Consider the following 13,245-nt stretch of genomic DNA (forward strand, 5'->3'; position numbering starts at 1 on the left):
TCCACCCCAAACGCCGTCACCCCCGACTCATGCCCCAAGGCCGACAATGCGATTGTTTTTATCTTCACTGTTGATGACCCTGGCCTTGCTCCCAGGCTTGCCAGCCGCTGCCGCCACACCGCAACACGCACTGACCGTCTACGGCGAACCGGCGAAATACCCGGCGGGTTTCAGCCACTTCGAGTACACCAATGCACGTGCCCCCAAGGGCGGGACGATGCGCCGTTCGGCCGTCGAAATCGGCCACTTCGACCATGTGTTGCCTTATATAGACAAAGGCATCGGCGTGACGCAGATCGATGGCTTGATTTACTCGCCACTCGCCCAGCGGTCGCTGGACGAGCCCTACACGGTATATGGGCTGGTGGCGCAGAAGATGGAACGCTCGGACGACGGTTTGTCCCTGCGCTTCTACCTCAACCCCAAGGCCCGCTTTGCCGACGGCAAGCCGATTACCGCCGAAGACGTGCGCTACACCTTCGACCTGCTGATGACCCAGGGCAGCCTGCGCTATCGCACGCAGTTCGCCGACGTCAAAGGTGTGGAAGTGGAATCACCGCTCAAGGTGCGCTTCGAGTTCAAAAGCAACGAAAACCGCACCCTGCCCCTGGATATCGCCACCTTGCCGGTATTCCCCGAACACTGGTGGAAAACCCGTGATTTCGCCGGCGGCGGTGGCTATGAGCCGCCGCTGGGCAGCGGCCCCTACAAGGTGAGCAAGGTCGATTCCGGGCGCAGCATCACGTTCGAGCGCAACCCCGACTGGTGGGGCAAGGACTTGCCGGTCAGCCGTGGCCTCTACAACTTCGACCGTTTCAGCATCGAGTACTTCGGCGACACCGACGTGGCGCGCCAAGTGCTGCGCGGCGGTGCCTACGACTACAACCGCGAATTCTCCGCCACCGGCTATTCCATCGGTTACGACAGCCCTGCCCTCAGCGACGGTCGCCTGCAAAAAGCCCACCTGGCGCAAAACGCGCCGCAATCGGCGCAAGGCTTCGTGTTCAACCTGCAGAACCCGCTGTTCCAGGACCGGCGCGTGCGACAGGCCCTGGTGATGCTCTGGGATTTCGAGTGGAGCAACCGGCAGATGATGCGCAACCTCTACATCCGTCAGCAAAGCTTCTTCTCCAACACCGACCTGGCCGCGCGCGAGCTGCCCGACGCCGCCGAACTGGCGATTCTTGAGCCCCTGCGCGGGCAGATCCCCGACGAGGTGTTCACCCAGGTCTTCGAAGCGCCGAAAACCGATGGCAGCGGCGTGATCCGCGACAAACAGCTGCAAGCCCTGGACCTGCTGGAACAGGCCGGCTGGAAACCCGAGGGCGATCGACTGGTGAATGCCGACGGCCAGCCGCTGAGCTTCACCTTCCTCGTCAGTCAGAACGGCATGGATCGCCTGTTGCTGCCCTACAAGCGCACGCTGAAGCAGATCGGCATCGACCTCAACATCCGTCGCATCGACTCCTCCCAGTACGTCAACCGCTTGATGTCACGCGATTACGACATGATCGTCACCGGCTACCCGGTCACCACTTCGCCGGGCAACGAGCTGAACAACTACTTTGGCTCGGCCTCCGCCAACGACCCCGGCTCCAACAACTACATGGTGCTGAAGAACCCCGCAGTGGACACCCTGGTCGCCGGCCTCGTGCGCGCCACCACCCAGGCCGACATGTTGCGCTATGCCCACGCGCTGGACCGGGTGCTGCAATGGAATTACTACTGGATTCCCAACTATTACCCGCCCGGCAGTTCCACCGTGTGGTGGAACCGCTTTGGCATTCCCAGCGTGCAAGCGGCGAATGACGAAGCCATCGAGAGCTGGTGGGAAGTGAGCACTGTGCCGTTGACCAATCAGCAGATGACCGCCGAACTGATCAAGCGCGGCCAACCCGGAGGGCCGCACTGATGTGGGCTTACATTCTGCGGCGTCTGCTGCTGATCATCCCGACGCTGGTGATCATTCTTCTGGTCAATTTCGTCATCGTCCAGGCCGCGCCGGGCGGCCCGGTGGAACAGGCCATCGCGCACCTGCAAGGCATCGGCGGCGCCAGTGTCGGCGGCGGTTCCAGCGACATCGCCAGCGGCAGCTCTCGGGCCAGTCGCGGCCTCGACCCGCAGCTGATCAAGGAGATCGAAAAACAGTACGGCTTCGACAAACCCGCGCCGGAACGTCTGTGGCTGATGCTCAAAAGCTATGCGCAACTGGACTTCGGCAAGAGCTTTTTTCGCGGCGCCACGGTCACTGACCTGATCCTGCAAAAAATGCCGGTGACCATTTCCCTCGGCCTCTGGGCCACGCTGATCACCTACCTGGTGTCGATCCCCCTGGGCATTCGCAAGGCCGTGCACCATGGCAGCCATTTCGACATCTGGAGCAGCACCGCGATCATCATCGGCTATGCCATGCCGGCGTTCCTGTTCGCGATGTTCCTGATTGTCGTGTTCGCCGGCGGGACGTCGCTGAACTGGTTCCCGGTGCGCGGCCTGGTCTCGGACAACTTCGACTCGCTGTCCACCGTGGGCAAGATCGCCGACTACTTCTGGCACCTGGTGCTGCCGGTGACCGCGCTGGTGATCGGCGGGTTCGCCACCCTGACCATCCTGACCAAAAACTCGTTCCTCAATGAAATCACCCGCCAGTACGTGGTCACCGCCCGCGCCAAGGGCATGAGCGAGCGCCGGGTGCTGTACGGCCATGTGTTCCGCAACGCCATGCTGCTGGTGGTGTCGGGCATTCCCCAGGCGTTCATCAGTGTGTTTTTCGCCGGCTCGCTGCTGATCGAGGTGATCTTCTCCCTCGATGGCCTGGGCCGCATGAGTTACGAAGCGGCTGTCTCCCGGGATTACCCGGTGGTGTTCGGCTCGCTGTTCATCTTCACCCTGTTCGGCCTGCTGATAAAACTGGTGGGCGACCTCTGCTACACCCTGGTCGACCCCCGTATCGACTTCGCCGCGAGGAACGCCTGATGTTCAAGCTTTCACCGTTGGCCCGTCGCCGCTTTGACCGCTTCAAGAAAAACCGCCGTGGCTGGTGGTCGCTGTGGCTGTTCGTCGGCCTGTTCCTGCTGACCCTCGGCGGCGAACTGATCGCCAATGACAAGCCCCTGGTCGTCAGCTACCAGGGTTCGCTGTACTTTCCGGTGTTCAAGCGCTACACCGAGCAGGAATTCGGCGGACAGCTGCCCTTCCAGGCCGATTACCGCAGTGACTATGTGCAGAAGCTGATCAAGAAGGACGGTGGCTGGTTGCTCTTCCCGCCGATCCCGTTCAGCGATGACACCCCCAACTACGACCTGAACAAACCCGCGCCGAGCCCGCCGTCGAGCGTCAACTGGCTGGGCACCGACGATCAGGCGCGCGATGTCATGGCCCGGGTGATCTTCGGTGCGCGGGTGTCGATCCTGTTTGCGTTGATGCTGACGTTTGTCAGCGCGTTGATCGGCATCGCCGCCGGCGCCCTGCAGGGCTACTACGGCGGCTGGGTCGACCTGATCGGCCAGCGTTTGCTGGAGGTCTGGTCGGGGTTGCCGGTGTTGTACCTGCTGATCATCCTGTCGGGGTTCGTCGAACCGAACTTCTGGTGGCTGCTGGGGATCATGGCGCTGTTTTCCTGGCTGGCACTGGTCGACGTGGTGCGCGCCGAGTTCCTGCGCGGACGCAACCTGGAATACGTCAAGGCCGCCCGCGCACTGGGCCTGACCGATCGCAAGGTGATCGTGCGGCATATCCTGCCCAACGCGATGAACGCGACCTTGAGCTACTTGCCGTTCATCCTGACCGGGGCGATCTCGACGCTCACCGCCCTGGACTTCCTCGGTTTCGGCATGCCGGCCGGCAGTGCCTCGCTGGGCGAACTGATTGGTCAGGGCAAACAGAATCTGCAAGCCCCCTGGCTGGGCCTGACGGCGTTTTTCACCCTGGCGCTGATCCTGTCCTTACTGGTGTTCATTGGCGAGGCATTGCGTGATGCATTCGACCCACGATCTTGATCACAGGCTTGATTCGCGACCTTCAAGCGAGCATTTGACATGAGCAACCTCATCGAAATCCGCGACCTCTGCGTGGCCTTCAGCGGCCAGACCGTGGTGCGCAACCTGTGCCTGGACATCCACCCCGGCGAGTGCCTGGCGCTGGTCGGGGAATCGGGTTCCGGCAAATCGGTGACCGCGCACTCGATCCTGCAATTGCTGCCCGAGACCGGCACCCAGTCCACCGGCAGCATCCGCTATCACGGCAAGGAACTGCTCGGGGCCTCCTCGAAGGTGCTGCGCGAGCTGCGCGGCAACCGCATTGCGATGATCTTCCAGGAGCCGATGACCTCGCTCAACCCGCTGCACAGCATCGAAAAGCAGATTGGTGAAACCCTGCTGCTGCACAAGGGCATCACCGGCAAGGCGGCCCAGGCACGGATTCTCGAGCTGCTGCACCTGGTGGGCATCCAGAAACCCAAGGAGCGGCTCAAGGCCTATCCCCATCAGTTATCCGGTGGCCAGCGCCAGCGGATCATGATCGCCATGGCCCTGGCCTGCGAACCGGAACTGCTGATCGCCGACGAACCGACCACGGCGCTCGATGTCACCGTGCAGCGCAAGATCCTGATCCTGCTCAAATCCCTGCAGCAGCGCCTCGGCATGTCGCTGCTGCTGATCAGCCACGACCTCAACCTGGTGCGCAGCATCGCCCAACGCGTGTGCGTGATGAAGGCCGGGGAAATCGTCGAGCAGGCGCCTTGCGAGACCCTGTTCACGGAACCGCAACACCCCTACAGCTGCGTCCTGCTCAATGCCGAGCCGGAAGGCGAAGCCCTGCCACGGGACGAACGCGAAAAAGTGCTGGAGGTGGACAACCTGCACGTCAGGTTCCCCCTCGGCGGCGGACTGTTCCGGCGCAAGACCTGGCTGAGTGCGGTGGATGGCATCAGCCTGAACGTCCAGCGCGGCAAGACCCTGGGGATCGTCGGTGAGTCCGGGTCCGGCAAGTCGACGCTGGGCCAGGCGATCCTGCGCCTGCTCGATTCCGAAGGCAGCATTCGCTTCCAGGGCGAAGCGCTGGACGGCCTGACGCAAAAGCAACTGCGGCCCTGGCGCAAGAAAATGCAGGTGGTTTTCCAGGACCCCTTCGGCAGCCTCAGCCCGCGGATGTCGGTGGCGCAGATCATCAGCGAAGGCCTTGAAGTGCACAGCCACTCCAGCCCCGACGAATGCGAGGCCCAGGTGATCCAGGCGCTGTGCGAGGTCGGCCTGGATCCGCAGAGCCGTCATCGCTACCCCCATGAATTCTCCGGCGGCCAGCGCCAGCGCATCGCCATTGCCCGGGCCCTGGTGTTGAAGCCGGCACTGATCCTGCTCGACGAACCGACGTCGGCCCTGGACCGCACCGTGCAAAAACAGGTGGTCGCCCTGCTCCGCCAGCTTCAGGAAAAACACGGCCTGACGTACCTGTTCATCAGCCATGACCTGGCGGTGGTGCGCGCCCTCGCCCACGACATGATCGTGATCAAGGACGGCAAAGTGGTGGAAAGCGGCGCGAGCCACGACGTGTTCGACTCGCCGCAGCATCCGTACACCAAGGAACTGCTGGCGGCGGCGCATCCGCGCCCGACGTAAATCCGTACGCCTCCTCTGTAGGAGCGAGCTTGCTCCGGGCGGCGTTCCGACGATGGAGGCCGGACCACCACTGGGTGCCAGCCTGCCAGCGTTATCGTTGGCGACCATCGCGAGCAGGCTCGCTCCCACAAAGGCCTACGCTGGACCTGTCGGAGCGGACTTGTCCGCATGGAGGCCGGACCACCGCTGGGTGCCAGCCTGCCAATGTTATCGTTGGCGCCCATCGTCGGAACGCCGCCCGCAGCAGGCTCGCTCCCACAGGATCGGCGTCGCACGGTCCAATGTGGGAGCGAGCCTGCTCGCGATAGCGCCGGCAGCTACACCAAACAATCAGGATCAGACCGCCCATGAACACCACCGAAAGCCTCAAGGATTACCAGCGCGTGCGCCTGTTGGCGATCCGCTCCCTGTTCGAGATCATCGAGCAATCGAGCGAAGGCACGGTGATTGTCGACCGCGACGCCAACATCGTCTGGATGAACGAGCGCTACGCCCGGCGCTTCGGCCTGGAGTCGGCCGAAGGGGCCATCGGCAAGGCCTGCGAAAGCGTCATCCCCGGCAGCCTGCTGCGTGAAGTGGTGCGCACCGGCCGACCGATCCTGCTGGACATGCAGGACACCCCCAAGGAACCGCTGGTGGTCATGCGCCTGCCGATCCACGACGATGCCGGCGTGGTGATCGGCGCCATCGGCTTCGCCCTGTTCGACGAGCTGCGCAGCCTCTCGCCGATGCTCAAGCGCTACATGAGCATGCAGGAAGAACTGGCGTCCACGCGCTCATTGCTGCGGGCGCGGCAGACCAAGTACAACTTCGCCCATTTCATCGGCACCAGCGCCGCCAGCCTGGAAGTCAAACGCCGCGCCCGACGCAGTGCCAGCGCCGACTCCCCGGTGTTGCTGCTGGGAGAGACCGGCACCGGCAAGGAGCTGCTGGCGCAGGCCATCCACGCGGCGTCGCCTCGAGCGCACAAGGCCTTCGTCAGCATCAACAGCGCGGCGATTCCCGAAGCGCTGCTGGAGGCGGAGTTCTTCGGCACCGCACCCGGCGCCTTTACCGGCGCGGATCGCAAGGCGCGTGCCGGCAAGTTGCAGATCGCTCAGGGCGGCACGCTGTTCCTCGATGAAATCGGCGACATGCCGCTGCCGCTGCAAAGCAAACTGTTGCGGGTATTGCAGGAAAAGGAATTCGAACCGGTCGGTTCCAATGAAGTGATCCAGAGCGACGTGCGGGTGATCGCCGCGACATCGACCGACCTTGAAGCGGCGATCAAGCGCGGCGAATTTCGCGCCGACCTGTATTACCGGCTCAACGTGCTGCCGATCCAGGTGCCGCCGCTGCGTGATCGCCTCGATGACCTGCCGGCCCTGAGCGAAGCCATTCTCGAAGAACTGCGCAGCCAGCACGAAATGAACCCTGAAGCGCTGGCCCTGCTGGCCCGGCACGCCTGGCCGGGCAATATCCGCGAATTGCGCAACGTGCTGGAGCGTGCGGCGTTGCTCAGTGATGACTTGCAGCTCAATGCCCAGGACATCCGCGCAGCGATCGGGACGTTTGCTCCCGTGCAGCGCGCGGCGCCCCTAGCCCTGGAGGCGGTTACCCACGAAACGTTCAGCCAGGCGCGGGAGCGTTTCGACCGGCAACTGATCGAGTCTGCCCTTGCGCAATGCGGCGGCAAGGTGACCGAAGCGGCGGCACGGCTGGGGCTGGGGCGGTCGACGCTGTACAAGAAGATGGTGGCGTTGGGCATAGCAGAGTCTCAATAAAGAGACATCAGTCTCAATTTGTAGATAAGCCATCGCGAGCAGGCTCGCTCCCACAGGAAAGCGAAATCCAACTAGGGGCGAGCCGGCTCACGATAGGCCGGCATGCCCGAAACGTCTCAAATCAGAGACAAATATCCGGAAACGCCACCCAGCCAGACAAAATATCCTTATATTTCAACATGTTGTCGCAATGGCACGAAACTCGCTATAGCCCTTCCCCACAGCTTCACCCCACAAAAATAACAATCCCAGGAGACACACCATGAGTGTGATCATTGCCTTGGCAGCCCTTGCGCTGCTGATGCTCGCTGCCTACCGCGGCTACAGCGTTATCCTCTTTGCCCCCATCGCCGCCCTCGGCGCCGTGCTGCTCACCGACCCTTCCGCCGTCGCCCCTGCCTTCACCGGGGTGTTCATGGAGAAAATGGTCGGCTTCATCAAGCTGTACTTTCCGGTGTTCCTGCTGGGCGCGGTGTTCGGCAAGCTGATCGAACTGTCCGGCTTCTCGCGTTCCATCGTGGCCGCCGCCATTCGACTGCTCGGCACCCGCCAGGCGATGCTGGTGATCGTGCTGGTCTGCGCCCTGCTGACCTACGGCGGTGTCTCGCTGTTCGTGGTGGTGTTCGCGGTCTACCCGTTTGCCGCGGAAATGTTCCGTCAGAGCAACATCCCCAAGCGCCTGATCCCGGCGACCATCGCCCTCGGCGCATTCTCGTTCACCATGGACGCCCTGCCCGGCACCCCACAGATCCAGAACATCATCCCCAGCACCTTCTTCAACACCACGGCCTGGGCGGCGCCGTGGCTGGGGCTGATCGGGACGATCTTCGTGTTCTGCGCCGGCATGCTGTTCCTCCAGCGCCAGCGCAACAAGGCCCAGCGCGCAGGCGAAGGGTATGGCACCGAGCTGCGCAACGAGCCGGAAACCGCGCCTGACATCACGCTGCCAAACCCATGGATCGCTTTGTCGCCCCTGCTGGCGGTGGGCATCATGAACCTGCTGTTCACGCAGTGGATTCCCCAGTGGTACGGCAAGACCCACAGCCTGGCGCTGCCGGGCATGGCCGCGCCGGTGACCACCGAAATCGCCAAGCTCACGGCGATCTGGGCGGTGCAGGCGGCGTTGCTGGTCGGCATCCTCATGGTGCTGGTGTTCGGCTTCAAGGCGATTCGCAGCAAGCTGGCCGAAGGCAGCAAGAGCGCGGTCGGCGGTGCGCTGCTGGCGGCGATGAACACGGCTTCGGAATACGGCTTCGGTGCGGTCATCGCCTCGTTGCCCGGCTTCCTGGTGCTGGCCGACTGGCTCAAGAGCATTCCCAACCCGCTGGTCAATGAAGCCATCACCGTAACCCTGCTGGCCGGCATCACCGGCTCGGCGTCAGGTGGCATGAGCATCGCGCTGGCCGCCATGGCCAATGACTTCATCGCCGCCGCCCATGCCGCCAACATTCCGCTGGAAGTGCTGCACCGGGTGGCCGCGATGGCCAGCGGCGGCATGGACACCCTGCCGCACAACGGCGCGGTGATCACCTTGCTGGCCGTCACCGGCCTGACCCACCGCGAAGCCTACAAAGACATTTTCTGTATTACGCTGATCAAGACCCTGGCTGTTTTTGTCGTGATCGGTGTTTTCTACGCCACTGGCATTGTGTGAGGTATTCATGACGACTCTTTCCGGCAAGACCGCACTGGTAACCGGCTCCACCAGCGGCATCGGCCTGGGGATCGCCCTCAGCCTGGCCAAGGCCGGGGCCAACCTGATTCTCAATGGTTTCGGCGACGCCTCCAAAGTCATCGCCGAGGTCGAGCAATTCGGTGGCAAGGTCGGCCATCACGCCGCCGATGTCAGCGACCCGGCGCAGATCGCCGACATGATCGCCTATGCCGAGCGCGAGTTCGGCGGCGTCGACATCCTGGTCAACAACGCCGGCATCCAGCACGTCGCTGCGGTGGAAGACTTCCCCGTCGAGCGCTGGGATTCGATCATCGCGATCAACCTGTCGTCAGTGTTCCACAGCACCCGCCTGAGCTTGCCGGGCATGCGCAAGAAGAACTGGGGACGAGTGATCAACATCGCCTCGGTGCACGGCCAGGTCGGGTCGGTGGGCAAGGCCGCGTACGTTGCCGCCAAACACGGGGTGATCGGCTTGACCAAGGTGGTCGGCCTGGAAACCGCCACCAGCAATGTCACCTGCAACGCGATCTGCCCGGGCTGGGTGCTGACACCCCTGGTGCAAAAGCAGATCGACGACCGCATCGCCAACGGCACCGATCCGCAGCAGGCGCAGCACGATTTGCTCGCGGAAAAGCAGCCCTCCCTGGAATTCGTCACTCCGCCACAGCTGGGTGAACTGGTCCTGTTCCTGTGCAGCGAAGCCGGCAGCCAGGTGCGCGGCGCGGCGTGGAATATCGATGGGGGGTGGTTGGCGCAGTAGCCTGCCACCGGACCGCGTTATCGTTCTTCGCTCGCAGGCTCGCGCCCACCGATTCCGGATTCGACACACCCCCTGCAGGAGCGAGCTTGCTCGCGATGGTCGTGAACGATGACGCTGGCAACCTGAAACCGTGCGGTGCCTTGGCGTTCCTCGCGAGAGGGCTCGCTCCTGCAGTAGAAAAAGAAGAGGCAAAACCATGTCCGACATCCTCTGGCAACCCGACGCCACACGCATCGCCAAGACCCGCCTGGAAGCCTTCCGGCAGTTCATCAATCAGCGTCACACGCTCGACATCAGCGATTTTGCCAGTCTGCACCAATGGTCCATCGATCAACGGGCTGACTTCTGGCAGGCCATCGTCGATGGCTTCGACATCCGTTTCCACACGCAACCGGACGCCGTGCTGCTCGAAGGCGAGCAGATGCCCAGCGCCCAATGGTTTCCCGGCGCCACCCTGAATTTTGCCGAGCACTTGCTGCGCCGTCGTGACGATGCCGTGGCGGTCATCGCCATCGCTGAAAATGGCCAGCGCGAACAGTTCACCTGGGCTGAGTTGGCCGAGCATGTCGCCGGTCTGCAAAACAGCCTCAAAGCCGCCGGCGTCGGCCTCGGCGACCGCGTGGCCGCGTGCATGCCCAATACCTGGCAAACCCTGGCGGCCATGCTCGCGACCACCAGCCTCGGGGCCATCTGGTCCTGTTCCTCGCCGGACTTCGGCACCCAGGGGGTGATCGACCGTTTCGGCCAGATCGAGCCAAAGGTGCTGATCACCTGCGCCGGTTACCGTTACGCCGGCAAGGACATCGACCAGCGGGCCAAGGTCAACGAAATCCTTGAGCGCCTGCCGACGCTGCAACACCTGATCGTGGTCCCCTATGCGCGTCCAGGGGTACGCATCGACGACTTCCAGACCCAGGCCGACGTCGCGCTCTGGGATGACTTCTACGAACCCGGCGGCGAGCCGGATTTCGTCGCCGTGCCCTTCGACCATCCGCTGTACATCCTCTATTCCAGCGGCACTACCGGCGTGCCCAAGTGCATCATTCACAGCACCGGTGGCGTGCTGGTGCAACACGCCAAGGAACATGGCCTGCATTGCGACCTCGGCCCCGGCGACCGCCTGTTCTACTACACCACCTGCGGCTGGATGATGTGGAACTGGCTGGTGTCGGCCCTGGCCGTGGGCAGCGCGGTGGTGCTGTACGACGGTTCACCGTTTCACCCCGGCCCCGAGCGTTTGCTCGAGCTGATCGACGACGAGCGCATCAGCGTCTTCGGCACCAGCCCGAAGTTCCTCGCCACGCTGGAAAGCGCAGGCGTGAAACCTCGGCAGAGCCATGATCTGGGCAGCCTGAAAACCCTGCTGTGCACCGGCTCCGCGCTGTCGCCGCAAAGCTACGACTACGTCTATCGCGACTTCAAGACTGACCTGTGTCTGGCGTCGATGTCCGGCGGCACCGACATTATCTCGTGCTTCGTCAACGGCAATCCGTGGTTGCCGGTGCGTCGTGGCGAGATCCAGGGCAAGAGCCTGGGCATGGCGGTCGAGGTCTGGAACGATGCCGGCCAAGCGGTGATTGGCGAAAAAGGCGAGCTGGTGTGTACCCGTCACTTCCCGGCAATGCCCGTCGGCCTGTGGGACGACCCCACCGGCGAAAAGCTGCGCGCCTCCTACTTCAGCCAGTTTCCGGGCGTCTGGGCCCAGGGCGATTACGCCGAGCAACTGGCCCATGGGGCGATGATGATTCATGGTCGTTCGGACGCCGTGCTCAACCCGGGCGGCGTGCGCATCGGCACGGCGGAAATCTACCGGCAGGTGGAGAAAGTCCCGCAGGTGCTCGACAGTGTCGCCATCGGCCAGCAATGGCAGGACGACGTGCGGGTGGTGCTGTTCGTGCGCCTGCAAGAGGGCGTCGAACTCGACGACGCCTTGCAACAGCAGATTCGCCAGGTGATCCGCGCCAACACCACGCCCCGGCACGTGCCGGCGAAGATCGTCGCGGTCAACGACATTCCGCGCACCATCAGCGGCAAGGTGGTCGAGCTGGCGGTGCGCAACGTGGTGCATGGGCAGCCGGTGAAAAATACCGACGCACTGGCCAATCCCGAGGCACTGGCGCAATTTCGCGACCGCAAGGAGCTGCTCGAATGAACCTGCCGGCGCCCTTTTCAAGGCCGGCAGGTTTGACTCACGGCCCTGCCTGAACGAAGCTGGCACCCTTGTAACAGTCTGCCAGCTCCCGGATCCTGCATGCCCCAGTCCCGCCGCTACCTGATCATCGCGCTCTGCGCCCTGCTTGCCATCGGGCTGGCCTGGTGGTTCCTGCGCAGCACCACACCGGTGGTGCCGGAGGCGATCAGGCGTGGCTACAGCGAAGCGCTGACCCAGGCCCGGGCCGGCCAGCCAGGGGCGGCGCGGGTGCTCTATCAGCAATTGGGTCGTCCCGACCTCTCCCCCAAGCGCCGGGTGTGGCTGCACGCCGAACTGCCGAACTACCCCAGCTCCGTGGCCTTGAAGTTGGCGGACGCCGACCTGCAACACAAGGCGCCCGAAGTACGGATCGCCGCCATCAAGAGCATCAGCGCCCTGGTGCCCAACGGCCAGCGCAGTCTGTTGCTGGGGCCCATGCTCGATGACAGCGAGCAAAGCGTCCGGCTGGCGGCGGTGAACGCCTTGCTCGGGCTGTCACCGGATGAGCTGGGTTTGTATTTCGGACCGCTGGAACAAGCCATCGACGCATGGGAACAGGTGCTCCTGCAGGCCCCCGAGAGCGCCGACAACCAGTACCAACTGGCCCGGCTGCACCTGCACAATGGCGAATACAAAGCGGCGCAACAGGCGCTGGACAACACCCTGCGCCTGGCCCCGGACAATCTGCCGGCGCTGGTGATGCAGATCGAAGTGCTCGACAAGCAGGGCCAGAGCGAAGCGGCGCGCCTGTTGCTGGCCAAACAGCTGAAAGCCCAGCCCGATTCCGCCTACCTGCAACATGCCCTCGGCCTGTGGCTGTTGCACCACGGCCAGAGCGAATACGCCCTGCTCGGCCTGTCCAAGGCGGTGGAACTGGAGCCGGACAACAAGGACTACCGCTACGACCTGGCGACGACCCTGCACGGCGAGCAGGAACTGGAAGCGGCTCAGAAACAACTGCAGGAGATCGTCCAGCGCCACCCGGCCGATCGCAAGGCGCGGGTGCTGCTGATCAATTACTGGAAGGAAAGCGGGCAACTGCAGAACGTGCAGATCCTGCAGGCGCAACTGGAACAGCTCAACCCCGACGACCCGGCCTTGCAACAAGGCCTTTGAACCCGCCCTGCGCGATATTCGTGGGCGCGAGCCTGCTGGCGATGAGCGTCACCGCTCAATCCCCGAGACGCCTGCAAAAAAGCCCGCAAGTCCCGCGCAAAACGTTGGAACCCCCGTCACGACCGATG

General features: G+C 63.5%; 9 protein-coding genes. All 9 read left to right on the forward strand.

Annotated features, from left to right (window positions below; all coding sequences use genetic code 11):
* Positions 1-46 precede the first annotated feature (46 nt).
* A complete protein-coding gene (locus tag ACM6IM_RS08010) occupies positions 47-1,912 on the forward strand; it encodes an extracellular solute-binding protein (RefSeq protein WP_414864756.1) in 1,866 nt (621 codons plus the stop codon).
* Positions 1,912-2,973 carry a microcin C ABC transporter permease YejB gene (locus tag ACM6IM_RS08015; RefSeq protein ID WP_192308671.1) on the forward strand — a complete coding sequence of 354 codons (1,062 nt, stop codon included), beginning with the start codon at positions 1,912-1,914 and terminating at the stop codon, positions 2,971-2,973. Before ACM6IM_RS08010 ends, ACM6IM_RS08015 begins: the two co-directional genes overlap by 1 nt.
* Positions 2,973-3,995: an ABC transporter permease gene (locus tag ACM6IM_RS08020; RefSeq protein WP_192308670.1), complete on the forward strand. Its 1,023-nt coding sequence runs from the start codon at positions 2,973-2,975 to the stop codon at positions 3,993-3,995. Before ACM6IM_RS08015 ends, ACM6IM_RS08020 begins: the two co-directional genes overlap by 1 nt.
* A gap of 39 nt (positions 3,996-4,034) precedes the next feature.
* Complete coding sequence (locus ACM6IM_RS08025; RefSeq protein WP_414864757.1) at positions 4,035-5,612, forward strand: ABC transporter ATP-binding protein; 1,578 nt, start codon at positions 4,035-4,037, stop codon at positions 5,610-5,612.
* A 347-nt stretch (positions 5,613-5,959) separates the two neighbouring features.
* Complete coding sequence (locus tag ACM6IM_RS08030) at positions 5,960-7,375, forward strand: sigma-54 interaction domain-containing protein (protein ID WP_192308667.1); 1,416 nt, start codon at positions 5,960-5,962, stop codon at positions 7,373-7,375.
* A 262-nt stretch (positions 7,376-7,637) separates the two neighbouring features.
* Complete coding sequence (locus ACM6IM_RS08035; RefSeq protein WP_414864758.1) at positions 7,638-9,029, forward strand: GntP family permease; 1,392 nt, start codon at positions 7,638-7,640, stop codon at positions 9,027-9,029.
* Between the two features lie 7 nt (positions 9,030-9,036).
* Positions 9,037-9,810: a 3-hydroxybutyrate dehydrogenase gene (hbdH, locus tag ACM6IM_RS08040; RefSeq protein WP_192308663.1), complete on the forward strand. Its 774-nt coding sequence runs from the start codon at positions 9,037-9,039 to the stop codon at positions 9,808-9,810.
* A gap of 196 nt (positions 9,811-10,006) precedes the next feature.
* Positions 10,007-11,962: an acetoacetate--CoA ligase gene (locus ACM6IM_RS08045; protein ID WP_414864759.1), complete on the forward strand. Its 1,956-nt coding sequence runs from the start codon at positions 10,007-10,009 to the stop codon at positions 11,960-11,962.
* Between the two features lie 99 nt (positions 11,963-12,061).
* Positions 12,062-13,117, forward strand: coding sequence for a tetratricopeptide repeat protein (locus tag ACM6IM_RS08050; RefSeq protein ID WP_192308659.1), 1,056 nt, complete (start codon positions 12,062-12,064; stop codon positions 13,115-13,117).
* Positions 13,118-13,245: the final 128 nt, after the last annotated feature.

The organism is Pseudomonas sp. IT-P12, from assembly GCF_949767465.1.
In the GTDB taxonomy this organism is placed as follows: domain Bacteria; phylum Pseudomonadota; class Gammaproteobacteria; order Pseudomonadales; family Pseudomonadaceae; genus Aquipseudomonas.